The sequence below is a fragment of the Arthrobacter sp. 'calajunan' genome, from assembly GCF_046940185.1.
GTDB classification, from domain to species: Bacteria; Actinomycetota; Actinomycetes; order Actinomycetales; family Micrococcaceae; genus Glutamicibacter; species Glutamicibacter soli.
The window spans coordinates 208,814-233,867 of record NZ_JBKZDY010000004.1; the positions used below are offsets into that span (position 1 = coordinate 208,814).

At 64.1% G+C, this 25,054-nt stretch carries 20 protein-coding genes and 1 pseudogene; 8 read left to right on the forward strand and 13 right to left on the reverse strand.

Annotation, left to right across the window (positions count from 1 at the left end):
- Nucleotides 1-186: 186 nt before the first annotated feature.
- Both RF641_RS08160 and RF641_RS08165 read left to right on the forward strand, forming a co-directional pair.
- Nucleotides 187-615 (forward strand): annotated as a pseudogene (locus RF641_RS08160) (GNAT family N-acetyltransferase); the annotation flags it as partial.
- 305 nt (nt 616-920) lie between these two features.
- A complete protein-coding gene (locus RF641_RS08165) occupies nt 921-1,142 on the forward strand; it encodes a type II toxin-antitoxin system Phd/YefM family antitoxin (protein WP_181728007.1) in 222 nt (73 codons plus the stop codon).
- Between the two features lie 65 nt (nt 1,143-1,207).
- Here RF641_RS08165 and ndk read toward each other — a convergent pair whose 3' ends face one another.
- From ndk to RF641_RS08190, 5 genes are all read right to left on the reverse strand, one after another.
- Nucleotides 1,208-1,624, reverse strand: coding sequence for a nucleoside-diphosphate kinase (ndk, locus tag RF641_RS08170; RefSeq protein WP_047119281.1), 417 nt, complete (start codon nt 1,622-1,624; stop codon nt 1,208-1,210).
- Between the two features lie 48 nt (nt 1,625-1,672).
- The gene (locus RF641_RS08175) at nt 1,673-2,104 is read right to left on the reverse strand and encodes a DUF4233 domain-containing protein (RefSeq protein WP_113606350.1); all 432 of its coding nucleotides are present in this window, start codon (nt 2,102-2,104) and stop codon (nt 1,673-1,675) included.
- Between the two features lie 2 nt (nt 2,105-2,106).
- Nucleotides 2,107-3,399, reverse strand: coding sequence for a bifunctional folylpolyglutamate synthase/dihydrofolate synthase (locus RF641_RS08180; RefSeq protein WP_120989539.1), 1,293 nt, complete (start codon nt 3,397-3,399; stop codon nt 2,107-2,109).
- A 53-nt stretch (nt 3,400-3,452) separates the two neighbouring features.
- Nucleotides 3,453-6,704, reverse strand: a complete 3,252-nt coding sequence (ileS, locus tag RF641_RS08185) for an isoleucine--tRNA ligase (protein ID WP_424572947.1) — start codon at nt 6,702-6,704, stop codon at nt 3,453-3,455.
- A 349-nt stretch (nt 6,705-7,053) separates the two neighbouring features.
- Nucleotides 7,054-8,277, reverse strand: a complete 1,224-nt coding sequence (locus RF641_RS08190) for a hypothetical protein (RefSeq protein ID WP_146955814.1) — start codon at nt 8,275-8,277, stop codon at nt 7,054-7,056.
- Between the two features lie 346 nt (nt 8,278-8,623).
- Here RF641_RS08190 and helR point away from each other — a divergent pair, with 346 nt between their 5' ends.
- Nucleotides 8,624-10,813 carry an RNA polymerase recycling motor ATPase HelR gene (gene helR, locus RF641_RS08195; protein WP_424572948.1) on the forward strand — a complete coding sequence of 730 codons (2,190 nt, stop codon included), beginning with the start codon at nt 8,624-8,626 and terminating at the stop codon, nt 10,811-10,813.
- A gap of 64 nt (nt 10,814-10,877) precedes the next feature.
- Here the strand turns inward: helR and RF641_RS08200 are convergent, their stop codons facing one another.
- Nucleotides 10,878-11,420: a GNAT family N-acetyltransferase gene (locus RF641_RS08200; protein WP_120989334.1), complete on the reverse strand. Its 543-nt coding sequence runs from the start codon at nt 11,418-11,420 to the stop codon at nt 10,878-10,880.
- A gap of 179 nt (nt 11,421-11,599) precedes the next feature.
- Here RF641_RS08200 and RF641_RS08205 point away from each other — a divergent pair, with 179 nt between their 5' ends.
- From RF641_RS08205 to RF641_RS08220, 4 genes are all read left to right on the forward strand, one after another.
- A complete protein-coding gene (locus RF641_RS08205; RefSeq protein WP_424572949.1) occupies nt 11,600-12,844 on the forward strand; it encodes a sensor histidine kinase in 1,245 nt (414 codons plus the stop codon).
- The gene (locus RF641_RS08210; RefSeq protein WP_120989332.1) at nt 12,841-13,458 is read left to right on the forward strand and encodes a response regulator; all 618 of its coding nucleotides are present in this window, start codon (nt 12,841-12,843) and stop codon (nt 13,456-13,458) included. Before RF641_RS08205 ends, RF641_RS08210 begins: the two co-directional genes overlap by 4 nt.
- 110 nt (nt 13,459-13,568) lie before the next feature.
- A complete protein-coding gene (locus RF641_RS08215; protein ID WP_424572950.1) occupies nt 13,569-15,674 on the forward strand; it encodes an MMPL family transporter in 2,106 nt (701 codons plus the stop codon).
- The gene (locus RF641_RS08220) at nt 15,667-16,104 is read left to right on the forward strand and encodes a DUF2871 domain-containing protein (RefSeq protein WP_120989330.1); all 438 of its coding nucleotides are present in this window, start codon (nt 15,667-15,669) and stop codon (nt 16,102-16,104) included. Before RF641_RS08215 ends, RF641_RS08220 begins: the two co-directional genes overlap by 8 nt.
- 79 nt (nt 16,105-16,183) lie before the next feature.
- On the opposite strand, the gene RF641_RS08225 is transcribed toward RF641_RS08220, so the two are convergent.
- Nucleotides 16,184-17,284 carry a hypothetical protein gene (locus RF641_RS08225; protein ID WP_424572951.1) on the reverse strand — a complete coding sequence of 367 codons (1,101 nt, stop codon included), beginning with the start codon at nt 17,282-17,284 and terminating at the stop codon, nt 16,184-16,186.
- 246 nt (nt 17,285-17,530) lie between these two features.
- On the opposite strand from RF641_RS08225, the gene RF641_RS08230 reads away from it, so the two are divergent.
- On the forward strand, nt 17,531-18,772 hold the full coding sequence (locus RF641_RS08230) for an exonuclease domain-containing protein (protein WP_244910780.1): 1,242 nt from the start codon (nt 17,531-17,533) through the stop codon (nt 18,770-18,772).
- A 98-nt stretch (nt 18,773-18,870) separates the two neighbouring features.
- Here the strand turns inward: RF641_RS08230 and RF641_RS08235 are convergent, their stop codons facing one another.
- The 6 genes from RF641_RS08235 to RF641_RS08260 are packed head-to-tail and all read right to left on the reverse strand — an operon-like array spanning nt 18,871 to nt 25,054.
- Nucleotides 18,871-20,325, reverse strand: a complete 1,455-nt coding sequence (locus tag RF641_RS08235) for an FAD-dependent oxidoreductase (RefSeq protein WP_424572952.1) — start codon at nt 20,323-20,325, stop codon at nt 18,871-18,873.
- Nucleotides 20,326-20,342: 17 nt separating this feature from the next.
- Nucleotides 20,343-21,122 (reverse strand): uroporphyrinogen-III C-methyltransferase, encoded by a 780-nt coding sequence (gene cobA / locus RF641_RS08240; protein ID WP_047119291.1) that lies wholly within the window; start codon nt 21,120-21,122, stop codon nt 20,343-20,345.
- Nucleotides 21,115-21,972 (reverse strand): ABC transporter permease, encoded by an 858-nt coding sequence (locus RF641_RS08245; RefSeq protein WP_424572953.1) that lies wholly within the window; start codon nt 21,970-21,972, stop codon nt 21,115-21,117. Before RF641_RS08245 ends, cobA begins: the two co-directional genes overlap by 8 nt.
- Nucleotides 21,950-22,687 (reverse strand): ABC transporter ATP-binding protein, encoded by a 738-nt coding sequence (locus tag RF641_RS08250; protein WP_047119293.1) that lies wholly within the window; start codon nt 22,685-22,687, stop codon nt 21,950-21,952. Before RF641_RS08250 ends, RF641_RS08245 begins: the two co-directional genes overlap by 23 nt.
- Nucleotides 22,687-23,772, reverse strand: a complete 1,086-nt coding sequence (locus tag RF641_RS08255; protein WP_424572954.1) for an ABC transporter substrate-binding protein — start codon at nt 23,770-23,772, stop codon at nt 22,687-22,689. Before RF641_RS08255 ends, RF641_RS08250 begins: the two co-directional genes overlap by 1 nt.
- Entirely contained in the window at nt 23,759-25,054 is a 1,296-nt protein-coding gene (locus RF641_RS08260) for a sulfate adenylyltransferase subunit 1 (RefSeq protein WP_424572955.1), read from the reverse strand. The genes RF641_RS08255 and RF641_RS08260 overlap by 14 nt, the downstream gene beginning before the upstream one ends.

Sequence of the window (25,054 nt, forward strand, 5' to 3'; positions counted from 1 at the left end):
CCATCATCCGGAAGCTGGACCCCTTGTTTTCTCCCGCCTGCGCCATACCCTGCTACTCACCCGTGAAAGGGAAACCGAACACCGCATGGAACCGCTCAGAGAACACCTGTTGCCCAATGGCGGCCGCCTCGCAGTGCGCAGCTTCACCCTGCAGGACATCGATGCCGTGCATGCCTATGCCCGGATCCGCTGGTCTGCCGGTACGTCGACTGGGGTCCGAACTCCCGACCCGACACCGAGGCGTTCATCAACGAGGCCATGGCCTCCGCCGCCGGCGCGTTGAACCTTGCGGTGACGCTGGACAACGAGGCCATCGGCGCTGGCGCGGTATCGACCGCGAGCGGGCAGCATGCATGCGGAGAACTGGGCTACGCCATGAACAGCACGTGCTGGGGCCGGGGGTAGGCAACTGTCGTGGCGGGATTCCTGCTCGACCTTGGTTTCAGCGACCTAGGACTGCAGCGCATCGAGGCCACCTGCGCGCCGGAGAACACCGCCTCGCGCAGGGTGCTTGAAAAATCCGGGTTCAGCTACGAGGGGCTTTTGCGAGCCCACAAGCGCACGGCAACCGGTCGCCGCGACTCGCTGCTCTTCGCCAGGCTCGCCACGGACTAGTCCCATCGGTTCGCGCTGCGTCAGGGGCAGCGTCCTGCGGATCTTGGAAACCTTGCCACCGTGGCGGAATCGATACCGCCAGCGGCAATCCACGGATTCATCAATTCGTGTCACAAAATAATGCTGAAGATTGTATTGCCCGATGTTTGTGTGTTTAATGTGACTCATGTGAATTACCTGGAGCGGTGCAGAGAACATACTCCCCCGGACGGCCACTTGGCCGTTTAGTACCGTGGCCTCCATCCACGGTGCAGGCATCGCCCCATCCTCGACGCTTTGAGCACATGACACCAGGAGGAATCTGCATGCTGAATTTCAGCTATGAAGAAGCCCTACAGAATTTTCCGCACCTGCTGGACAACGTGGTGACCGGCCATGAGGTCATCACCGTCCAAGGTGCTAACCATGAATCGGTGGTCCTGATCTCCAAGGACGACTTCGATTCGATCAGCACCGGCGGCCTCCCGGCCCCCACGCTGGCAGCCCCTCCTCCCGGAACCAACAACAACCTCGATGGCTGGTTGTAGGCATCCCCTTTAAACAAGCAATCCCAGGGACCCCGATGGGTCCCTGGGATTGCTTGTTTCATCAACTAGTTGCCGAACCAGATGCCGATCTCGCGTGCTGCAGACTCTTCCGAGTCCGAGCCGTGAACCAGATTCTGCTGGACCTTCAGGCCCCAGTCGCGGCCCAGGTCGCCGCGGATGGTGCCCGGAGCGGCGGTGGTCGGGTCGGTGGTGCCGGCCAGCGAACGGAAGCCGGTGATCACGTTGTGGCCCTCGGCCACAATCGCGACAACCGGGCCGGAGAGCATGAACTCTACCAGCGGCTCGTAGAACGGCTTGCCTTCGTGCTCGGCGTAGTGCTGGGCCAGCACTTCGCGGGTCGCGGTGACCTGCTTCAGCTCGGCGATGGTGTAGCCCTTGGCTTCGATGCGGGCGATGATCTGGCCGGTCAAGCCGCGCTTGACGCCATCCGGCTTGACCAGGATCAGGGTACGTTCAGTCATGTGACTACCTCTTCGTATCGGTGGTTGAAACTTCGTGGTCGAACGGGCCTAGGCCTGTTCGGGGTGGGCCTTGTCCCAGGCTTCCTGGGCGGCGGCGCGCTGGGTGTTCTCGCGGTCCATGCTTTCGCCCTTGGACAGCGCGTACCACCAGCACAGGGTGAACGCGCTGGCCAGGTAGAACATGTCCACCAGGATGAAACCGCTGAGGAAGAACACCACCTGCAGGGCCCAGCCGATGATGAAACCGATCTTCTTGGTCAGCAGCGCGCAGGTCACGATGCACAGCACCGCGACCGCCGCGCCCAGGCTGAGGATCACCGCCGGCTCGCCGCGCTTGAGCCCGAAGGCCGCCAGCGTGACGAATACCGCCAGCAGGGCCTCGCAGACCAGCACGGTGGAGGCGAACATCGTTTTAACCGAGCGCTGCTTTTTCTGCATGCCCGGGCGCCACTCGCGCTGGGCGCGGGTCAGCTTCGCCATGACTAGGCTCCTCCCTTGAGCAGGGTCGTAATCTCGCCCACCAGTGTAATCGAGCCGGTCACCAGCACGCCGCCGGACAGGTCGTTGCCTGCCTCGGCGCGGCCGACGGACCACTCGATGGCGTCTTCCAGGTCTTCGGTGACGTGGATGTCTTCTTCAGGCCAGCCGGCGGCCAGCGCCATGTTTGCCAGTTCCCCGGCCGGGATGGCCCGCGGCGAGGAGGACTGGGTGATGCACAGGTCCTCCACCAGGTCGCCGTACTCCTCGCGCATGGTGTAGAGCATGGCTTCGGCGTCCTTCTCCTGCAGGATGCCCACCATGAGCACCAGCCGGGAGAAGCCGAAGGATTCGCGGATCGCCTCGGCCGAGACGCGGATGCCGTCCGGGTTGTGCCCGGCATCCACCAGGATGCTCGGCGCGGTGCGCACCAGTTCCAGGCGTCCGGGGCTGGAGGTCTCGGCGAAGCCCTCGCGGACCAGGTCCGCATTCAGCTCGCGCTCTCCCCCGCCCAGGAACGCTTCCACGGCGGCCAGCGCCACCGCGGCGTTCTGCGCCTGGTGGGCGCCGAACAGCGGCAGGAAGATCTCGTCGTAGGTCGCGGCCTGGCCCTGGATGCTCAGCAGCTGGCCGCCCACGGCGACCTGGCGGTCCAGCAGCTTGAAGTCCAGGGACTCGAAGGCCGTGGGGACCTCCAGCTCGCGGGCGCGGGCCAGCAGCACGTCGGCGGCGTCCACCGGCTGCACCGAGGAGACGAGGTAGCCGCCGGGCTTCAGGATGCCCACCTTCTCCTGGGCGATCAGCTCGGTGGTGTCGCCCAGCAGGTCGGTGTGGTCCAGCGAGATCGGGGTGATGACCGAGACGTTGCCGTCGGCCACGTTGGTGGCGTCGGTGATGCCGCCCAGGCCCACCTCCAGGACCACCACGTCCACCGGCACCTCCGCGAAGATCGCGAAGGCCAGGATGGTGACTGCCTCGAAGTAGGTCAGGCGGGTTTCCCCGCGCTCGTCCAGCTCGGCGTCGACGATCTCCAGGAACGGGCTGATCTCGTCCCAGACGCGCACGAAGGTTTCCTCCGATACCGGTTCGCCGTCCACGCTGATGCGCTCGGTCACGGAGACCAGATGCGGCGAGGAGTAGCGGCCGGTGCGCAGGTCGTGCGCGCGCAGCAGGGACTCGATCATGCGGGCGGTCGAGGTCTTGCCGTTGGTGCCGGTGATGTGGATGACCGGGCAGGCCTTCTGCGGCTCGCCCAGGATCTCCATGGCGCGGAACATCGGGTCCATGCGCGGTTCCATCTTGTTTTCCGGCGCACGGTCCAGCAGTTCGCGGTAGACGCGGCTCAGTTCGCTCACTTGGCCGCGTCCTGCATCACGACGACGGTGACCTGCTCGGATTCGACCGAGTCGTCGACCAGCAGCTCCAGCTGCGCGGTCAGCGTCTCGCCGGCCACCAGCTCGCGGTTGGCTTCCAGCGCCGCGATGGTTTCCGCCTTAGCGGTGACCACGGTGCGGATGCGGTCCGAGACCTGCAGGTCCGCGTCCTTGCGGGCGGACTGGATGGAGCGGATCATGTCGCGGGCGGTGCCTTCGGCGGCCAGCTCGGCGGTGACCTCGGTGTCCAGCACCAGGAAGCCTCCGTCGATGACCGCTGCGGCGATGTCCGCCGCGTCGTCCACCACGGTGTCCAGCGTGTACTCGCCCTCGGCCAGTTCCAGGCCGCCGGCGGTGACCACGCCGTCGGTGACCGACCAGTCGCCGGACTTGGCGCCCTTGATGGCCTGCTGCACGTTCTTGCCCAGGCGCGGGCCGGCGGCGCGGGCGTTGACGACCAGCTGCTGGCTGATGCCGTAGCTGGCGGAGTCCACTCCGGCCGCATCGATCAGGGTGACCGACTTCAGGTTCAGCTCGTCGGCGATGATCGACTCGTAGGTGCCGGCCAGGCGGGCGGCATCGGTGAGCACGATCTTCAGCTCTGCCAGCGGCAGACGCACCCGCAGGTTCTTGGCCTTGCGCAGCGAGGAGCCCACCGAGCAGATCTTGCGGGTGGTTTCCATGGCTTCCAGGGCCGTGGCGTCGGTCGGGAAGTCATTGGCGTCCGGCCAGTCGGTCAGGTGCACCGAGCGCTGACCGGTCAGGCCGCGGTAGATCTCCTCGCTGGCCAGCGGCAGCAGCGAGGCGGTCACCTTCACCAGGGTTTCCAGCGCGGTGTACAGGGTGTCGAAGGCCTGGGTGTCCTCGTCGAAGAAGCGCTGGCGCGAACGGCGCACGTACCAGTTGGTCAGCGTGTCCATGTAGCGGCGCACTGCCTCGGTGGCGTCGGAGACCTCGTAGGAATCCAGCGCCTGCGTGACCTCGCGCACCAGCTGGCCGGTGGCGGCCAGCATGTACGTATCCAACGGGTCGGTGGAGGCGGTGGAGAACTTGGCCTCGTAGCCGGCACCGTTGTTCGCGGCGTTGGTGTAGAGGTTGAAGAAGTGCCACACGTTCCACAGCGGCAGCAGGACCTGGCGCACGCCCTCGCGGATGCCCTGTTCGGTGACGATCAGGTTGCCGCCGCGCAGGATCGGGCTGGCCATCAGGAACCAGCGCATCGCGTCGGAGCCGTCGCGGTCCAGGACCTCGGTGACGTTCGGGTAGTTCTGCAGGGACTTGGACATCTTCTGCCCGTCCGAGCCCAGCACGATGCCGTGGGAGATCACGTTGGTGTAGGCAGGGCGGTCGAACAGCGCGGTGGCCAGGATGTGCATGGTGTAGAACCAGCCGCGGGTCTGGCCGATGTACTCCACGATGAAGTCCGCAGGATTGTGCCCGCCGTCGAACCATTCCTGGTTCTCGAACGGGTAGTGCACCTGGGCGTAGGGCATCGAGCCGGAGTCGAACCAGACATCCAGCACGTCCTCGACGCGGCGCAGGGTGCCGCCGGCGGCGCAGCCTTCATGGGCGGCGGTCAGCTCGTCGATGAACGGGCGGTGCAGATCCGGCTCGCCGTCGTGGTTCACCGGAAGGCGTCCGAAGAAGTTCTTCAGTTCGTCCAGCGAGCCGAAGACCTCGCGGTGCTCGCACTCCACGCCGTCGCATTCCCAGACCGGGATCGGGGAGCCCCAGAAGCGGTTGCGGGAGATCGACCAGTCGCGGGCGTTCTCCAGCCACTTGCCGAACTGGCCGTGCTTGACGTTGCCCGGGATCCAGTTGATCTGCTCGTTCAGCTCCAGCATGCGGTTCTTGATCTTGGTGACCTCGACATACCAGGAGGAGATCGCACGGTAGATCAGCGGGGTGCGGCAGCGCCAGCAATGCGGGTAGGAGTGCTCGTAGGAGGCCTGCTTGACCAGTCGGCCGTCGGCCTTGAGCACGTTGGTGATGGTCTTGTTGGCCTCGAAGACCTGCACGCCTGCGATGTCGTTCAGCGGGCCGCCGGTGAAGACCGGCAGGAACTTGGCGCCCTCGTCCACGGAGAGGATCACCGGGATGCCGTTGGACTCGCAGACCTTCTGGTCTTCCTCGCCGTAGGCGGGAGCCTGGTGGACCAGGCCGGTGCCGTCCGCGGTGGTGACGTAGTCGGCGGTGAGGATCTGCCAGGCGTTTTCGGTGCCGTACTTCTCGGTGTCGGTGTAGGTGTCCCACAGCGGAGCATAGCGCACGCCGGCCAGCTGGGCGCCGGTGTAGCTGGCGGTGATGGCAGCGGCGGCGGCCTTGGCGTCCTTGTAGCCCAGGTCCTTGGCGTAGGAGCCCAGCAGATCCTTGGCCAGCAGGAACGGTCCGGCGGCCTCGGAGGCCTTCACGCCGTTCTCTCCCGCGGGCACCACCACGTATTCGACGTCCGGGTGCACGGCCAGGGCTTCGTTGGTCGGAAGGGTCCACGGGGTGGTCGTCCAGGCCAGGGCCTGCACGCCGGCCAGCTCGGCCGAGACCGGGTTATCGCCGGCGAGGATGGTGAAGCCCACGGTGACGGTCTGGTCCTGGCGGTCCTTGTAGACGTCGTCGTCCATGCGCAGCTCATGGTTGGACAGCGGGGTCTCGTCCTTCCAGCAGTACGGGAGCACGCGGAAGCCCTGATAGGTCAGGCCCTTGTCGCTCAGCTGCTTGAAGGCCCAGATGACCGATTCCATGTATTCGACGTTCAGCGTCTTGTAGTCGTTCTCGAAGTCGACCCAGCGCGCCTGGCGGGTGACGTAGTCCTGCCATTCGTCGGCGTACTTCATCACCGAGGTGCGGCAGGCGTCGTTGAACTTGTCGATGCCCATCTCCAGGATGTGCTGCTTGTCGTTCATGCCCAGCTGCTTCATGGCTTCCAGCTCCGCCGGCAGGCCATGGGTGTCCCAGCCGAAGCGGCGCTCAACGCGCTTGCCGCGCTGGGTCTGGTAACGGGCAACCAGATCCTTGACGTAGCCGGTCAGCAAGTGGCCGTAGTGCGGCAGGCCGTTGGCGAATGGAGGACCGTCGTAGAAGACGAATTCTTCGCCCTTGCGCTGGTCGATGGAGGCCTGGAAAGTGTTGTCGTTCTTCCAGTAGTCGAGCACGCGCTTCTCAATTTCTGGGAAACGCGGCGAAGCCGGGGTCGAACCGGTTGGGTCAGTAGTGACCTTCGGGTAGAAGCTCATCGCTTTGGCCGTCCTTCAAGCGTAGGGTCGATAAATCCTTGCCTACGAGGACGACGCATGCGCCGCGGTACCACCCCGCTTATCCCCCGCCGGGCGCTGTGGGCACTGGCGGAAAATCGCTTCTCTTCAGCTGTGACGGGCTGGACCCGGTCGGTTCTACTTGGCGTTCGGCGAACTTGATCGAAAAACGCTGTTCTTCCGACGACTCCCCGGTGATGGCCGGTTCAAAGTCATGGTCCTCCCATCTTAGCGCGGAGGGTGCGCTGCAGGGAATTCCCTGCAGCCATCCACAAGGCTGATGAGCGCACAATCACACTTTCGCAATCCGATCAATAAATATGCGCAGAATTTAAATATCCTCGGAAGCCGCAATTTGGTGCAGCTCTTGAGCATCCACCGCGAACGAGTGCTCACCAGTGTCATCTTTCCAATACACCAATGCAGTTGCCGCCAACTCTTTGGGGTCCATCCGCTCAAAGCTGTGCAGCATGTCCTTGGCAGAAGACACAAGGTTGCTAAATTCCGTTGCCATGAACTTTCCGTTCTCAAGCGTTGCCCGATGCGCATCATCGGCCCGCTTCAACAAGTTTTCCAGTGAGTCACCCTGCCGAGATTTAAACGCCTTTAGAACTCCATTTTGATCATCAATCTCGGATTTCAGTGATGCCATCTGATCTTTGAACTTCTTATCGCGGTCAAGAATCTTCTCCCAAAATTCGATTTCCTGCCTAAGCTTATCGCGAAGCGCCTGAGCGGATCTGGAAGTTGATTTAGGATTCTCCTGCAAATCAACACCAACCCTCAAATATGAGATCCGAATCCCCAAGAAAGTTGCTAGTAACGCATTGTTCGCGTCGCGATTGGACTCGGATGCGTCATAGTCCATCAAAGTCGCCTCGTCGTGCTTTTCAACCAGCCACCTGAACTTTTCTGCGATCGAATTAACATCCTTTTCTGCGAGCGCCAGTCGGATCAACATGTCTTGGGAAAATGCGCCCGCAGCTTCAAACTGAACGTAGATATCTTCAATAACGCGAGATGCGACCAACAATTGGGCCACCTCAGTCATTTCGGCACGGATTACTACATCATCCAATTTCTTTTTAATCAGTTGAAGATTTCGATCTACGCTTTTGAACTGCTGCATAATCACAGCCGTCGCTAGCGCTTGTATTCCAAGGATCGGCCCAACGACTGGCAGCGCCCCGGGAATCGCAATGAACGGTGCATGCCCAATAATCCCGGATTGCCCCATTACCGCAGTCCCTAAGCCAGCGCCCAATTGCATCAGCGAAGAAGGGTCTGCCGTTGCCACGTATAGGGTCGAGGAAAACGCGGCAGACAGAGCCGTTGCACCGGCTGCCGCTCCAGCAACTGCCATAGAGGATGCGCCTTGGGGCGAGACAGCTCTCGCCCCCGCTGAATAATTGCCAGTGGCCAAATACTGCGTCATGAAACTGCCAATGAGTTTTTCTCTTAACTCACCAGTGAACTCAAATACTGAAGTGCTGCGTCCATCCGTTTCGTACTTACGCACTACGACACCACGAGCATTTTTATCTTCTAGGGACACAGGTCACATTCCTTCTACGGGAGGCCAAGTTCACGTTGATGTCTTATCGGCGAATAATTGGACATTGAACGGCAGGTAAAACGAACTCTATCGTAGTTCTCAATGACGAATTGAGAGAAAATTGAAAACTACTCATACTGATATTCTCCGACTCTCCGCATCAACCGAGGCCAATGTCACGGATGGGCAACCTTACATCAATCACATATCTTGCTGCGTACAACCGGACAACCCCTATCCTGCATTTTCAGAATAGCCCACTCGCACCCCCTTGCCGCAAGGCCCCGGGCAGGGCGCATAATCGATGTTTGCCCCGCTAGTTTGATGAAATTTCAGGAGTCCTTGAATGCCCTTTCCCCCTTCAGCCGCCAGCGCACCGCTACCCCAGTTTTTCGCGCTGTCCGACGCGCAGGCCTGCCACGTGCCTGCCGGGACGCTCGACGCGGACAATGAGCGGCTGCAGGAAATTGGGCAGCGGGTGGAGCACCTTCGAGCCCAAACCCGGCACCGGCTCATCGAGCGTGGAGCCGACCGGGCGGGGGTGCTGCAGCAATCCCTGGAACGGGACGTGGAAGTCAGCGAGCTGGGCCAGCGGCTGGCGCAGCTGGACCGCGTCGGACCGCCAGCCTGCCTGGGATTCATGCAGACGTCTTCCGGCGAGCGCCTTTTCATTGGGCGCCTGGGCCTGAGCGACGAACAGGGAAACCAGTTGATGGTTGATTGGCGGGCACCGGCTGCCGAACCGTTTTTCGCTGCGACCCATGCGAACCCGCTGGGATTGGCCATGCGCCGGAGGTACCGCTGGCGCAAGCAGTTGATTACCGGCTATTACGACGAGGTATTCGACCTGGACCATCTGGGCGACAGCACCTCGCTGGACGACCATTCGGCTTTCCTTGCTTCGCTGGGTGAACAGCGCACCGGGAAGATGCAGGATGTCCTGGCCACGATCCAAGGCGACCAGGACGCGATCATCCGACGTCCCTCGGCCGGGGCCCTCGTGGTGGATGGGGGCCCGGGGACGGGCAAGACCGTAGTAGCACTGCATCGCGCCGCTTATCTGCTGTATTCGGACGCTCGGATGCAAAGCCGGGGCGGACGGGTGCTCGTGGTGAGTCCGCATGATTCCTACACGGCCTACGTTGCCGACGTCTTGCCGAACCTGGGAGAGGACGAGGTCCTGGTTTCAACACTTTCGAACATGGTTTCGAATGCAGGTGTTGTCGGCGTGGATCCCGACCCGCGAATTGGCAGGATCAAGTCCGACGCCGCCATGGTCGACGCCGTGGAACGAGCCGTGCAGGTGTTCGAGCAGCCTCCCGTGCTGCCGCTCGTCGTTGAAACCCCGTGGGATGATCTCACGCTCTCCCCTGCCCATTGGGCGGCTGCGGTGGATTCGCTTGAATCGGGTTTGGACCATAACGCCGCGCGCTCCCAGTTGCGCGAGATACTTGTCGACCAGTTGGCTGCGAGGCTATCCGGCGACGAGGTCAGCGTTTCAGAAGCCAGGCATGCAGTTGCTACCAGCGACCAGCTGGATGCCTGTCTGGAAGAGTACTGGCCTGTCTTGGATCCGGAGCATCTCCTGCGGACCCTGTATTCGAACGCACACTTGCTGCGCTATTGTGCCCGGCAGCTGAGTTTGGACGACATCGACGCGCTGCTGGAAGCAGGGGCCGGGACCGCGTGGACCGAGTCTGATGTGCCGTTGCTGGATGCGGCACGGGCGCTGGTTGGCGACCCGCACGGTGAACAAGTCCGTTTGCGGCGTGCTGCCAAGTTCGCCTCGGAGCGCAGGCTGATGCGACAGGTCATTGACGACCTGATCGCTTCCGCCGACGACAAGGAAGACCTGTCCTCGCAGCTGATGAATACCGACTTACAGGATCGTCTGGTCCGGCACCAAGCCGTCGAGGAGCCGGCAGGCGATGCCTTGGCAGGGCCTTTCTCCCACGTGATTGTCGATGAAGCCCAGGATCTGACCGATGCCCAGTGGGCCATGGTGCGCAGGCGCTGTCCCTCGGGCAGCCTGACGATTGTCGGCGATCGGGCGCAGGCAACTGTAGGTTTCCGCGGGAGCTGGGCAGGGCGCCTGGCCCGGGCAGGCATACGGGACGTCCATGTGGCACAGCTGAACATCAATTACCGCACCACCGCCCAGGTTATGGACGCCGCGGCAAGTGTCATCCGCCAGCAAATGCCTGAGGCGAATGTTCCCGTGTCCATTCGCTCCGATGGCGCACCGGTACGTTATGTGCACCCCGATGAACTGGAGCCGATTCTCGATGTCTGGCTGGAAAACCACGCTGAAGGTATCGCCGCGGTCATTGGCCACAACACGTTCGCGCCGCGGCCGAGGGTGGCCGTGTTGCGCCCTGAGCAGGCCAAGGGGCTGGAATTCGACCTTGTCCTGCTCTACCGGCCCGAGCGCTTCGGCTCAGGAGTGGAAGGTGCCGTGCGACGCTATGTCTCCATGACCCGAGCCACCTCGCAGCTTGTGGTGCTGTGCGATGCGGCTGGAACAGGCACCCTATGAACCGACGAGGCATCTAGAGAAGTCCGGCGGATTGCGGGAACCGATGACGAATGGCAGAAAATTCCTACGGCTCGATATCTTCCCATTCGAATCGGGTGACGGTTCCGCTGGACCAGTCGTCACGCAGGATCGAGTAGGCGATCGAGGCCATGGGTCGACCATCCGTCGTTGGCCATCCCATTCGGTAATGCGCCTCCTTAAGAAATCCAGAGCGAATAAAGGTCTTGCGCATGGCGATGTTGTCTTCCCTCGTCTGTCCTTCGAAGCGAAGAGTCTTCGGCATGGATTCGAAAACCAAGTCACATAGGGCCCTCAGTACTTTCACCCCGATGCCTTGCCCTCTACACGATTCGGCCAGACGCAGATCGAACAGCGGAGATTCGGCGTCCTGCAAGTCCTCCAAGACAACCATGCCAAGGCGTTGTTCCCCTTGTCTTACCCAGTAGCCTTGCCGATCCTCATTCCAGTAATAGCTGCTTCCGATTCTTGCCCGCACGTCTTCTTCGCGAGGTGTCTGCTGGACATGGAACGGAAATTGATTGGCGGTCAGGAAAGTGAGCAGGTCGTCGGCATCACTGGCCGACATCTGGACGAAGGTTATGCACATGTACTGAGCATAGTTGGAGGTGTTTTTCCTATGTCCCCTTTTGCCTTGCCCCATTCGGGCAGCAACTTTGCCGAGGTATAAGACATCGGATTGGAGCCAGTGAAATCGGCGAGCGCACATACCTTCCCTTCCTCAGAAGATGGACACGGCCAACCAAGGTTGTTAGATAGTCTCAAGACATGAGTCTTTACCCGTCTTCAGCACCATATCTGGAATCAGGACACCAGCTGATCACTTCGCCGGCGATCCTGCGCTGGGGCCAGCACGTGGTCACTGCCATCCTTCTCGCGGTGGTGGTGCTGCGCGGCCTTTCCACGGAAGCCAGCCTCTGGCCGGTGCTCTTGGCGGCCACGCTATTTGCCGGGTGGTACGTAGCCGGCTTCGTCCGCATGGCGATGCGCGGGGAAGCCAAGCTTCCTTCCTGGTGGATTGCCGTGCTCCTGGCCATCTGGGTGGGAAGCCTATGGACGACCCCGGAGTTCATGTGGCTGGCGTTCAGTCTCTGGCTGCTGCTGGGGCACCAGCTGCCCTTGCTTCCGTCCATCCTGTGGTCTCTGGTGCTTTACGCCTTCACCATCATGACCCCGTACCTGCACAACGGTCAGTCCTCCTTGGCGTCCGTCGTCGGGCCTTTGGTTGGCGGATTATTCGCCTGGGGCATCTCCCGCGGCTACCTGCAGCTTGAACGCGATGCGGAGATCCGCAGCAAGCTGGTTGATTCGCTGATGCGCGCCCAGCAGGAAATGGCGGACCTCCAGGAAGAACTGGCCCGCTCGCAGCATGAGGCGGGTATCGCTGCCGAGCGCACCCGCTTGGCGCGGGAGATCCACGACACCGTGGCCCAGCAGCTTTCCTCGATCGGGCTCCATGCCAAGGCGGCCACCGCAGCCGCGGATCCGCAGACTGCCCTTGACGCGTTGGCGCGTATTGATGAGCTCTCAGGCCAGTCGCTCAACGACTTGCGCCGGATCATCGCTGCACTGGCCCCGGCGGAACTGGACGCCCAGGCGCTCGCCGGAGCCTTGGAACGTGTTCTGGCGTCATTCGAAACTGATTCGAAAGTCGCGACTCGCTTGAACATCGAGGAAGGCATACCCGCGCTGGATCCGGGCATCCAGATTGCGTTGCTGCGTACGGCGCAGTCAGCACTGTCCAACGTCAGGCGCCACGCGCAGGCCACGCGGGTCAGCCTGAACCTTGGGGTGCTTGCCAACGAGGTGCGCATGGATATCGTTGATGACGGCATAGGATTTGATGTCGAGTCACCGCGACACGGGGCAACACCAGCCGGCGGCTTTGGTTTGACCGCAATGACCCAGCGATTGGGCGAGCTCGGTGGCGGTCTGGACATTGAAAGCTCACCAGGTGAAGGCACCGCCCTGTGCGCGCACCTGCCAATGACTCCTCGGAAGGATGCACAGTGATCAAAGTGCTGCTGGTTGATGACCATCCCATTGTCCGCACCGGACTGCGGGCGCTGCTGGCCAATTACCCGGAAATCTCAGTGCTCGGGGAGGCCTCCAGCGGCGAGGAAGCGGTCGCGATCACCCAGAAGGATCCGGCGGATGTGGTGCTGTGCGATCTACGCCTGGGCGACGGCATGAACGGCGTGGCGACCACTGCTGCGTTGCGGGCGATGCCTAATCCCCCGCAGGTGCTCATTCTGACCACCTTCGACAAGGATGCCGAGATCATCCAGTGCATCGAGGCCGGAGCGGCAGGCTACCTGCTGAAGGACGTCTCGTCCCAGACCATCATCGACTCGATCCGCCAGGCTGCGGCAGGGCAGCTGGTTTTGGCACCTGAAATGACGCAGCGGGTGCTGGCTGGGATGCGCCGTCCCAAGGTGGAACTCACCCAGCGAGAGTCCGAAGTGCTGCAGCAGCTGGCGACCGGTGCCAGCAACAAGCAGATCGCCAAGACCCTCTTCGTCTCGGAAGCGACAGTCAAAACCCACTTGGTGCATATTTTCGACAAGCTCCAGGCAAGCTCCCGCACGGGGGCAATCCATGCAGCCAAGGACCTCGGCCTGCTCTAACCAGGCGGAAGCCATGGCGACTCGCCCGAGGCCGGCTCAACCGTTCGGTTGATCTTTGAATCAGCACAAGCCACGATGGCAGAAACTGTTAATCCGAGTTGACTGGAAGTATGAAAGTTCCAGTCATTTCCCGCGTCGCCAGTTCGCTGACTTCCCGGCGTTCAGCCCGTTGGTGGACCGTGGCCCTGCTCGCCGTGGTCGTGTTGCTCTTTGGCGCTTTGAGCGGGGTGGATGCCCCCAAGCGCGCAGACAGTTCGCTCGTTGCCGGCTCAGATTCCGCCAAGGTCGCCGAACTGCTGGCACAGAACAGCGACAGCACCACAACCTCCGCCATCCTTGTCGCCAATGGTTCCACTGGGCAAGCGTTGAGCAGCAGCCAAATCGATCAGGTCACCAAGCTCGCCCCGCAGATGGCTTCCGACCTGGCGGTCAAGGCAGGTCCAGCTCTTCCCAGCGAGGACGCCAAGGCCGTGATGGTTCCAGTTTCCTGGGACACCGTCGACCTGGACGCCGACAAGCAGACCCTGACCGAGATCCGCGACTGGCTGGGCGCGCACGAGTTGTCCGGCGTCCAGCTGCAGATGACTGGTTCAACCGCTTTCGCCACTGACGTCAGCCAGGCTTTCGCCGGCGCCGACTTCACCCTGCTGGCAGTCACCGTCGGCATTGTGGCGGTGCTGCTAATCGCCACCTACCGCTCCCCCATTCTCTGGCTGATTCCGCTGGCCGTGGTGGCACTGGCCGACCGCAGCGCCTCGATGGTCGCCAACGTCTTTGGCAACGCCTGGGACCTGCATTTCGATCCCGGCGTGCTCAGCGTGCTGGTCTTCGGCGCGGGCACCAACTACGCGCTGCTGCTGATCTCCCGCTACCGCGATGAACTGCAGAAGAACGAGGACCACCGCAAGGCGCTGGCCAAGGCCTGGGCCGCCAGCTTCGAAGCAATCCTCACTTCCAACCTCACCGTAGTCCTGGCTCTGCTGACCTTGTCTCTTGCCGTCATGGAAGACACCCGCGGCTTGGGCATCGTCTGCGCCGCCGGCTTGCTCATCGCAGCCTTGTTCGTTTTCCTGCTGCTGCCGCCGGTCCTCGCACTGTGCGGACGCAAGGTGTTCTGGCCGCTGGTTCCCAAGCCGGGCCAGCCGAACACCCGCGGCAAGTACTTCGGCAAAGCCGCCACCGCGGTCATGCGCAAACCGGGGGCCAACCTCGCAGCCCTGGTTGTGCTGCTGCTGGTCTTGGCCGGCGCGCTGACCGGAACCCGTCTCGGTCTGGACCAGACCCAGCAGTTCCGTACCCCGACCGAATCGGCGAGCGCCATGACCGTGCTCTCCGAGCACTACCCGGCCGGCGAAGCACAGCCAATCACCGTGCTGGTTGATGGATCCGACACCACTGTCCTGCAGGAGCGGCTCAAGGGCCTCGGCGGGGTGCTGCGCGTCGGCGAAGCCCGCGAACTCGGGGATTCCTCCTGGCAGCAGTTCTCCGTGATCTCCTCGGATGATCCTTCCGGCTCCGAGGCCATGGATCTAGTCGCCCAGATCCGTTCGACCGCCGACGAGGCAAGCACTGCCACGGTCTTGGTGGGCGGGCAGAGCGCATCGCAGTACGACTCGCATCAGGGCCACCTACGCGACCTGTATGTCATCGCTCCGATGATCATGATCATCTGCTTCGCCATGCTCGGCTGGCTGACCCGTTCCTGGCGTACGGCCCTGTCTCTGGGTTTGGTCAACCTGCTCAGCGCCGCGGCGGCCGTGGGACTCGGCTCCTTGATCTCGTCGATGGTCTTCGATGTCTCGGCATTGGACGTCCAGGTTCCGCTGCTGGCCTTCGTGTTCCTGGTCGCTCTGGGTGTTGACTACACGATCTTCTTCACCCAGCGAGTCCGCCAGAACTCCGCCACGTCCTCGCTGACAGATGCCGTGGCCAATGCGGCACGCAGCACCGGCTCGGTAATCACCAGCGCCGGCCTGGTCCTTGCCGGAGTCTTCGCAGCCCTGTCCGCCCTGCCGCTGATGGTTCTGGGACAGCTGGGACTCATCGTCGGCCTCGGCGTCCTGTTGGATACCGTCGTGGTCCGCACCCTGCTGCTGCCGGCACTGTTCGCAGTCCTCGGTTCCAACAACAAGCCGGTCTTCGGCAAGGGTTCAGGCGTCCAGTATGCCGTTGAATCCGAAACTTCACCTTCGACAGAAAGCTCCATCAATGCGTAAGCTCGTCAATCTTTCGTTCATCTACATGGCCGTCGGTGTGGCCTCCGGCTTGTTCTACCGCGAATTCACCAAAATGAACGACTTCCCGGAAGGCGGCTGGACCCAGCTGTCAGTCGTCCACACCCACCTGCTGGTGCTCGGATTCATGGTCCTGCTCATGGTCCTGTTGCTGGAGAAGGCGTTCAACATCAGCGCCCATGCCAAGCTCTACGCATGGTTCATGTGGACCTACAACATCGGTGTCGTCCTGACCGCGGCCATGCTCACCGTGCACGGATCGCTGACCGTATTGGGCAAGGAATCCAGCGCCATGATTGCAGGTATCGCCGGGCTGGGGCACATCGCGCTGACGGTCGGCATGGTTCTGCTGTTCGTCATGCTGCGCCGCAGCGTTCCTGCCGCCAAGGCTTCGAAGGCTGTTGGCGCCTAAGGGCCTAGCACCCGCCGACTAAATAACGCCGCGGCCGTTCCCCCGATTCAGCCGGGAACGGCCGCGGCGTTTGTTCGGCTCAGGAAGACTTGCCCCATGCCATGGCGGCGGCATAATGCCTTCGGTAGGCAACCGCCCCGCGGATGGCTGCGCGGTCCCGGGCCGCCCGCTTCTTGAGCAGCACCTCCATCGCATCGCCGTCGTATCGTCCCAGCGGCTGCGGAGGCAAGCTGCCCGGTGCAAGCCATCTGCGAACTAGCAGCAGCACCAGCACAAAAACCAGGAGCAATTCAATGCCAAGGAAGAGCAGGTACGCCAGCGACGTTTGCCGATTCTCTTCGTTCATCCACAGCGCCGGCAGCGCGGCCATGGCCGCGGTGGCGAGGACCTTGGCGCCCATGGCCATGAGCGCGAAATACGTTTCCGGATGCGAAACCCATCTGCTGTGACGGCTCCCCCTGGTGTGCCGTATCGCCAGCAGCGTCATAAGGACCGCGTCGATGATCAAGAGGTTCACCACCGACGCGGCAGCGGACAGGAACAGCACCGTCGCCCAGTGGCGGGCCAAGCCCGCGGTTCCGTGGACAATCGCAATGTAGGCCACGAGCACACCCAGATGAACCAGCATCATCAGCGCGATGATCCAGAGCTTGCGGCGAACCAGCGAAGCCCGGGCGCGGACCCGTCCACCGGCTCTTGGCCTCCCCCATTGCTTGGCATACCACTGGTCGTAGGCCTGCAGCGGTTCTTCCCCCAGAAGTCCAAGCACGGCGTCGGCCTGCGCCGCGTTGACCTCGTCAAGATGGCCCAATTGCAGCAGCAGGGCGCCGATGGCAACACAGACGATGTGTTCAAGGCGCTCAATGCCGGAAGTAAAGAGCACCCCGATCGCGCCCATACCGATCATGCTGCCCAGGAAGAGCCGGCAATTGTGCAGGATGCGGATCTTCACCGGCCGCTCCACAGGGTAGGGCGCCAGCGGCGCAGTGGCGGCCAGGCCCGGAGCTGCCAGGGCCAACGCGATCACGATGGCAACAATCACCGCATAGCCTGCCAGAATCAGCCCGGGACCCGGTACCGTCACGGCTTCAACCCACGCGGAAAAGCCGATCCAGACTCCCTCGCGCAGCAGCGGCAGGGTCAAGGGAAGGTAAATGCTCAGGGCGAGAATGGCCGCCATCTGCCCTGGTTGGTCCCGGCCATACAGCCGTGTCCCCTCGGCGAGGTGGCGCAGGGATGAAGGAAAAGCGTTGCGCATAAACGGTACACCATCCATTTCATGCCGAGGCCTGGGGCGTCGGGATCGACCTGAACGAAAAAGCGACTGTGAACTGATCATATGTGAACCCCAGGGTTTCAGCCACGCGCATCCGGTGGGCAGAATGGGAGTTACCGGATTCAGCCGGAGAAAAGTACAGGGGGAAATATGAAAATGGCCAGCGGAGTCTTCTCCGTCCTCGACACCGAGACCACCGGGCTGTTCCCCGGCGGACATGACCGGATCGCGGAGATCGCCATCGTGAGAATGAACCGCGACGGCGAAGTGCTGGACCGCTGGGAAACGCTGGTCAACCCGCAGCGGGACCTGGGCAAGCAGTCGCTGCATGGAATCCGCAGCTGTGATCTGCTCGGTGCCCCGACGTTCAGCGACCTGGCCGCAGAACTGGCATGGCGGCTGTCAGGCACCGTGCTGGTGGCCCACAACCTCTCCTTCGATGCACGGTTCCTGGACGCGGAGTTCCGCCGGGCCGGCATGCCGGTGCCGGGGCACTTTCTAGAGCATGGGCTGTGCACCATGCGCATGTCCCATCAGTACCTGCACGGCGCCGGGCGCTCGCTGCAGGACTGCTGCGATTCCTTCGGCATCGAGCTCCTGGAAGCCCACAGCGCGGCCGGGGACGCGGCCGCCACCGCAGTCCTGCTCTCGCGCTACATGGAACTCGATGAGCAGAATCCCGAATGGGATCTGCGCCTTGGCCGGGCGGCGCAATCGGCGTGGATCAAGGCGTCCCCGGGAGGGCGCATCATTCCTGTGCGACGGGCCGCCGCCGACGCCGAACCGGCCCGCCACTTCCTGAACCGGCTGACCACCCGCTTGCCCCAGTTCACCGGCACCGAAGCCCAGGACGACTACCTGGCGATCCTCGACCGGGCGCTGATGGACCGGTACTTGTCGGCCCACGAGGAACAGCAGCTGATCTCGCTGGCCGCGGAGCTGGGACTCGACCGGGCCGGGGCGCTGGAACTCCACGAGCTGTATTTCCAGCAGCTGGTGCGCGCAGCCTGGGCCGACGGCACGCTGACCGAGGAAGAACTTCTGGATCTCAAGACGGTCGCCGGCCTGCTCGGGCTTGGGCAGCAAAGCGTGCAGGGAGCGCTGAGACCGCCTGCGGATATCGAACTAGCCACGGCTGAGGCGGTGCCATCAGCCGGAAAACTCGCTCCCGGATCTCTGGTGGTGCTCACCGGGGACATGTCCCGGGCCCGCGCGCAGATCGAGGAGGACCTCCGGGCCGCTGGTTATGTTCCGCATGGCGCCATCACCAAGAAGGTGAGCCTGCTGGTGGCCGCGGATCCGGATTCCCTGTCAGGCAAGGCCAAGAAGGCCCGGGACTACGGCATTCCAGTGGTGTCCGAGGACTACCTCTGGGACACGCTGCTCGCCTGAACCGCCCTCAGGACCGGTTCACTGCACAAACACCCAGGGATGGCCCCGCCGGCAGTGCGGCGGGACCATCCCTGAGATGTCAGAGTCTGGGGTGGAGCTTACAGACTCTCAGCTAGTTTTTTTGCGCGGGAGAATTCCAACATGTCTTCGCGCTCTACAACCTTGATGCGGTCGCGGGTGATGTCGCCGAAGCGGGTGGCCACGGTGCCTTCGGCAGCGCCCAGCTCCTTCTCGTGCGCGTCCAGGGACTTCCAGCCATCCCAGTCGGAGAACTGCACACCGCGCTCGTCCAGCAGATCCGCGATGGACTGCTCGATGGACGGCTGGGCCAGGGAGCCCAGGTCCTCCAAGAGGTGGTTGATGGTCTCCAGGGCGTCGCCCTTGGTGTGGCCGATCAGGCCTACCGGACCGCGCTTGATCCAGCCGGTGGCGTACAGGCCGGGCACGTGGGTGCCGGTTGCGTCCAGGACACGGCCCTCGACGTTCGGCAGCACACCCTTGGCGCCGTCGTATTCGATCTCGCCGACGGCCGAGCCGAAGTAGCCCACCGCGCGGTAGAGCGCCTGGATCGGGTACTCGATGAATTCGCCGGTGCCGCGGGCGCCGCCGTTGCCGTCCAGCTCGTTGCGCTCGACCTTCAGGCCGGTCACCTTGCCGTCTTCGCCCAGTACCTCGACCGGGGACTGCAGGAAGTGCAGGTGCAGGCGGCGCGAAGCGCTTGGAGCTTCTTCGCGCTCTTCCTGCTCGATCAGCCAGTTGGTCAGCGTGGAGACCATGGTCTTGGTCTGGTTGTTGGTCTTCATGGCCTCATCCGAGGCCTTGTCGAATTCGAAGTCCTCCGGGTACAGCACGATGTCCACGTCCTTGGAGTGGGACAGCTCGCGCAGTTCCAGCGGGGTGAACTTCACCTGGGCCGGGCCTCGGCGCCCGAACACGTGCACGTCGGTGACGGCTGAGTCGTTCAGCTGCGCGTAGATGTGGGCGGGGATTTCGGTTTCCAGCAGCTGGTCGGCGTGCTTGGACAGGATGCGGGCCACGTCCAGCGCCACGTTGCCGTTGCCGATGACAGCGACTTCGCGGGCCGACAGGTCCCAGTCCTTGTCTGCATCCGGGTGGGCGTCGTACCAGGACACGAAGTCAGCGCCGCCGAAGGAACCGTCCAGGTCGATGCCTGGAATGTTCAGGTCCGCGTCCTTCTGGGCGCCGGTGGCGATGATGATCGCGTCGTAGCGGGCACGCAGGTCCTCAAGGGTGATGTCACGGCCCAGTCCGACGTTTCCGTAGAAGTCGATCCAGTCGTTGTCCAGCACCTTGTGCAGGGCGGTGATGATGCCCTTGATACGCGGGTGGTCCGGGGACACGCCGTAGCGGATCAGGCCGAACGGGGTTGGCAGCTCGTCGAACAGGTCTACCTTCAGGCTCAGCGCGCCGGAGGAGACCGGCTGGCTCTTGTTGAGCAGATCAGCGGCATAGATGCCTGCCGGGCCGGCGCCGACAATTGCCACGCGCAGGGCGCGGGCCGAAAGGTGCTCGGGGACGATCAGTTCACTCATCAAACAACATCTCTTTCTTAGTCAACGAATGTGGCCGCCGCAGGGACGTCGGCGTTCTCTAGCGGCAGGAGGCCTGCCAGGCTGTCGGAGGCTTCCGGGGCTAGCCGAACGACATCACCAATCACGATGACGGCCGGATTCGCCACTGCGGCCTTGCGGGCTCGCATTACAATCCCTTCTAGCGTACCGATAGTTGTCCGCTGCGTCTGTGAGTAACCTCGCTCAACTATCGCAATTGGCGTACTTGACGGTAAACCGCGGGTAAGCAATGTCTCAACAATTTTCGGCAAATTCGAGACTCCCATCAGCACGGCGAGGGTGTGGTCGCTGCGGATGGGCACGTCCGCCAGCTCGGTATGGCCGCTGACCACAGTGAAACCTGCGGCCACCCCGCGGTGGGTCACCGGGATGCCGGCGGCCGCCGGAACCGAAATGGAGCTGGTGATGCCGGGGATCACCCGGGTGGGGATGTTGAACTTGGCCGCATAGAGCAGCTCTTCGCCGCCGCGGCCCAGCACGAACGGGTCCCCGCCCTTCAGGCGCACCACGTTCTTTCCCTCCAAAGCGTATTTGACCAGCAATTCATTGATCTCGTCCTGGGTTTTCACGTGGCAGCCCGGGGCCTTGCCCACGTCCACCACGATCACGTCGTCAGCCAGGTCCGCAAGCAGTTCGGTCGGCCCGAGCCGGTCTGCCAGCACCACGTCCGCGGCGAGCAGGGCCTTGTAGCCGGCGACCGTGATCAGTTCCGGGTCGCCCGGTCCCCCGCCGATGAGGGTGATATGTCCGTTAGCCATGGTTTTCTCCAGTTCGAGTCATTCCGCGGTCGCGCAGCAGTTTGCGTTCCAGCGGGGCAAAACACAGTAGTTCGATCAGCACGCCCACCAGCAGGATCACCAGTATGACCAACATCACCAGGGGCAGGTCGGCCAGATCCCGGCCGCGCTGCAGCAGCGAGCCGACGCCCAGGGCGAGTGAGCCGCCCACCGCGATCAGTTCCGCCGCCATCAGCGAGCGCCAGGCGAAAGCCCAGCCCTGGCGCAGCCCGGCCACGTAGCCGGGCAGCGCCGCGGGAAGCTCGACATGCACGATATGCTGGCGCCTGCTGGCACCGAGCACCCGGGAGAGGGCCGAGTACTGGGCGGGGATCATGTCGATGCCCGAGAGCAGTCCGTTGATGATCGAGGGAATCGCCCCGAGCAGCAGCACGGTGTAGATGGTCGCGTCGCTCAGCCCGAAGAGGATGATCGCCGCCGGCACCCAGGCGATGGAGGGCAGCACCTGCATGGCCGAGACCAGCGGGCCCAGGCCCTTGCGCAGCAGCGGCAGGTGGGCCAGCAGCAGGGCCGCCGGGGTGGCGACCAGCACCGCGATCGCGAAGCCCGACAGCGCCCGGAACAGCGAGGTGCCCACCGCGGAAAGCAGGGTCCCGTCGGCCAGCAGCTCGGGCAGCTTGGCGGCCACGGCCGCCGGGCCGGGGAACAGGTCCTCGCGCAGCGGCGAAGCCCAGGCGGCGATCTGCCACAGGCTGACCAGCACCACCAGGGTGATCAGCGGGGCGATAAGCGCATCGGCGCGCCCGCGGCGGCGCAGCACGGCGGCCGGGCGGACCGCGGCGGCGGCCCTAGTTTGCGTCAGTGCGCTCATGCTTGCGCTGCTCCTTTCGCAGAATGGTGGTCAGTTCGTCGGCCAGGGCGGCCGACTGCGCCGGGTTGCGGCGCAGGTCCTCGGTGATTCTCCGGGTTTCCAGGATGCGTCCGGGATGGGAGGAGAGGACCAGAATGCGCCCGGAGAGGCGGATGGCCTCGCGCACGTTGTGCGTCACGAAGATGATGGTTTTGCCCGTCTGCTCCCACAGCGAGCGCAGTTCCTCGTGCAGCAGGTCGCGGGTGATGGCGTCCAGGGCCGCGAAGGGCTCGTCCATCAGCAGCACCTGCCGGTCCTGGGCCAGCGCCCGGGCCAGCGCCACACGCTGGCGCATGCCGCCGGAGAGCTCGTGCGGCTTCTTGTGCACCGCGTGCCCCAGCTGGACCAGCTCCAGCAGCTGGTCCACCCGTGCCTGCCGGGTGTCCTTCGGATGCCCGGCCAGCTTCAGCGCCAGCTCCACGTTGCGGCCCGCGCTCAGCCAGGGCAGCAGGTTCGAATCCTGGAACATGAACGCCGCCCCGTCGTCCGGGACGTCCAGCCAGCCCTCGGTGGGGGCCAGCAGCCCGGCGATCAGGTTCAGCAGCGAGGACTTGCCGCAGCCCGAGGCGCCGAGCACGGCGATGAATTCGCCGTCCTCGATGCGGGCGCTGAGCCTGTCGATGACCAGCCCGGTGCCCGGGTAGCTCAGGGACACCTCGTTCAGCTGCACTCCCATTACTTCCCCTCCCCGGCGGCGAAGGAGTCATCCACCAGGCCCTGCGTGCTGCCCGGTTCCCCGATGCCCACCGCGGCCGCATGGGCCACCAGGGTGTCGAAGGTTCCGCTCAGCGGCGTTTCATCGAAGCTGATCTGGTCCAGCGCCGCGGAGATCACCTCATCGGACAGGGTGCCGCCGCCGTGCGCGGCCAGGGCCTGCTGCACGGTGTGAAGCTTCTGCTGCTCTCCGGTGGTGTTCAGCCAGTTGATGGCCTGCGCGTTGGCCTGCACCAGCTCCCGCACGGTGTCCGGGTGCTTGGTGATGAACTCCTGCGAAGCCACCAGCACCGTGGTCGGGAACTTGCCTTCCGGCCACAACTGCGCCTCGTTGACCAGGCGGTGCGCCCCGTACTGCTTGACCAGCAGCGAGGCGTGCGGTTCGGGCAGCCAGGCCCCGTCGATGGAGCCGCGGGCGAACAGCTGCGGCACGGTGCCGTTGGTGCTCGGGGTGACGGTGACCGACTCATCCAGGCCCCGCTCCTTCAGGAAGCTGCGCAACGCCACGTCCTGGGTGCCGCCGTACTGCGGGGTGGCAAGTTCGGTGCCGGCCAGCTGGGACACCTCGGTGATGTCCTTGGAGACAACCAGGCTGGCCCCGCCGGAGGCGGCCCCGGCGATGACGCGCAGCGAGGTCCCCCCGCTGGACAGGTAGCTGTTCAGCGCAGGGCTGGGACCCAGGTAGGCCGCGTCGATGGCCCCGGAGTTCAGCGCCTCGATGGCCGCGGGGCCCGCGTTGAAGATTTGGGTTTCCACCGTGGTGCCGTCCGCGCCCACTGCCTTGTCCAGGATGCCCTTGGCTTCGGCCACCAGCGCCGGGGCGTGGGTGGCGTTCGCGAAGTAGCCCAGGCGCAAGGTGGCGGCCGGTCCCTGGTCGGCGGCCGTGCCGGCATTCTTGGCCGGGGCCGGGACGAAGGCGGTGAGCACCGCGGCCACCGCCAGCAGCCCCGCCGCGGCTGCCCCGAAGGCCCTACCGCGCCGGTTGGCGCGCGGGGCGTGCGCGGTCAGCCGGGTGCGTCCGGCGGCCGGCTGCTCAGGCGGCTGCATGCCCGGCTCCGATGATCCCGGCGGCCAGGGTGCGCCCGGTGGCCGGTTCGATGAGCAAGAAGCTGCCGCCGGTGCGCGAATCGCTGTAGTCGGCAGGGCTCAGGGCCGCGGAGCTGCGCACCGTGAGCCGTCCCAGGTCGTTGAGCCCCAGGGTGTCGGCCTGCCGGTGCGAGTAGTCGGCGACGTCGAGCACGTGGCTGATCGGCCCGATCTTCGCGGCGGCGACCTTGGTGCCGTGCTTGAGCAGCACCCGCTGCCCCTCGGCCAGCGTGGCCGGGGCCAGGATGCACACCTCGGCGTCGAATTCGCGCACCGCCTGCGGCAGCTGACCTGCCACCACGGTGTCCCCGCGGGCGATGTCCACCTCGTCCTCCAGTTCAAGCACGATCGCCTCCCCCGGCTGCGCGGTGCCCACCGGCCCGGACGGGGTGCCGATGGCCTTGACCCGGCTGGTGGCCGGGTAGCCGTTGGACAGGATGCCCACCGTCTCTCCCACCGAAAGGCTGCCGTCGGCCAGGGTGCCTGCATAGCCGCGGAAGTCGCGGTACGCTTCCGGGTCCAGGCCTGGAGCCAGCGCTCCCTGCGGGCGGATCACGTACTGCACGTCCAGCCGGGCGGTCCCGGCGGGGCGCCCCGGAGCCAGCTCTTCGAGCAGCCCGAGCAGGGTGGGCCCGGCGTACCAGTGGCTGTGGGCGGAGGGATCCACCACGTTGTCCCCGTGCAGCGCGCTGACCGGGATGACGGTGGCGGCCTGCAGGCCCAGTTGCCCGGCCAGGTCCAGCACCTCGGTTTCGATGGCGCTGAAACGCTGCTCGTCCCAGTCGACCAGGTCCATCTTGTTGACCGCGAGCACCAGCTGCGGCACCCGCAGCAGGGCGAGCACCCCCAGGTGGCGGCGGGTCTGCTCAAGCACCCCGTGGCGGGCGTCCACCAGCACGATGGCGGCATCGGCGGTGGAGGCGCCGGTGACGGTGTTGCGGGTGTATTGCACGTGGCCCGGGCAGTCGGCCAGGATGAAGGATCGGCGGGCGGTGGAGAAGTAGCGGTAGGCCACGTCGATGGTGATGCCCTGTTCGCGTTCGGCGCGCAGCCCGTCGGTGACCAGCGCCAGGTCCAGTGCGCCGGCCTGTCCGCCGAAGCCGCGTTCGGCGCTGGTGCGGGCCAGGTCGTCCAGCGAGTCGGCGAGGATGGCCTTGGCGTCGTGCAGCAGCCGTCCCACGAGCGTGGACTTGCCGTCGTCCACGGATCCAGCGGTGGCGATGCGCAAAAGTGTGGTGGTCAT

Bases quoted from the DNA above. Each gene is read 5' to 3' on its own strand.
- helR (WP_424572948.1), top strand. From the start codon at position 8,624: ATGCCCTTTCCCCCTTCAGCCGCCAGCGCACCGCTACCCCAGTTTTTC.
- RF641_RS08235 (WP_424572952.1), bottom strand. From the start codon at position 20,325: ATGAGTGAACTGATCGTCCCCGAGCACCTTTCGGCCCGCGCCCTGCGC.
- RF641_RS08175 (WP_113606350.1), bottom strand. From the start codon at position 2,104: ATGGCGAAGCTGACCCGCGCCCAGCGCGAGTGGCGCCCGGGCATGCAG.
- ndk (WP_047119281.1), bottom strand. From the start codon at position 1,624: ATGACTGAACGTACCCTGATCCTGGTCAAGCCGGATGGCGTCAAGCGC.
- RF641_RS08180 (WP_120989539.1), bottom strand. From the start codon at position 3,399: ATGGAACCGCGCATGGACCCGATGTTCCGCGCCATGGAGATCCTGGGC.
- RF641_RS08260 (WP_424572955.1), bottom strand. From the start codon at position 25,054: ATGACCACCACACTTTTGCGCATCGCCACCGCTGGATCCGTGGACGAC.
- RF641_RS08205 (WP_424572949.1), top strand. From the start codon at position 11,600: ATGAGTCTTTACCCGTCTTCAGCACCATATCTGGAATCAGGACACCAG.
- RF641_RS08215 (WP_424572950.1), top strand. From the start codon at position 13,569: ATGAAAGTTCCAGTCATTTCCCGCGTCGCCAGTTCGCTGACTTCCCGG.
- RF641_RS08200 (WP_120989334.1), bottom strand. From the start codon at position 11,420: ATGTGCATAACCTTCGTCCAGATGTCGGCCAGTGATGCCGACGACCTG.
- ileS (WP_424572947.1), bottom strand. From the start codon at position 6,704: ATGAGCTTCTACCCGAAGGTCACTACTGACCCAACCGGTTCGACCCCG.
- cobA (WP_047119291.1), bottom strand. From the start codon at position 21,122: ATGGCTAACGGACATATCACCCTCATCGGCGGGGGACCGGGCGACCCG.
- RF641_RS08255 (WP_424572954.1), bottom strand. From the start codon at position 23,772: ATGCAGCCGCCTGAGCAGCCGGCCGCCGGACGCACCCGGCTGACCGCG.
- RF641_RS08220 (WP_120989330.1), top strand. From the start codon at position 15,667: ATGCGTAAGCTCGTCAATCTTTCGTTCATCTACATGGCCGTCGGTGTG.
- RF641_RS08245 (WP_424572953.1), bottom strand. From the start codon at position 21,972: ATGAGCGCACTGACGCAAACTAGGGCCGCCGCCGCGGTCCGCCCGGCC.
- RF641_RS08250 (WP_047119293.1), bottom strand. From the start codon at position 22,687: ATGGGAGTGCAGCTGAACGAGGTGTCCCTGAGCTACCCGGGCACCGGG.
- RF641_RS08225 (WP_424572951.1), bottom strand. From the start codon at position 17,284: ATGGCGGCCATTCTCGCCCTGAGCATTTACCTTCCCTTGACCCTGCCG.
- RF641_RS08165 (WP_181728007.1), top strand. From the start codon at position 921: ATGCTGAATTTCAGCTATGAAGAAGCCCTACAGAATTTTCCGCACCTG.
- RF641_RS08230 (WP_244910780.1), top strand. From the start codon at position 17,531: ATGAAAATGGCCAGCGGAGTCTTCTCCGTCCTCGACACCGAGACCACC.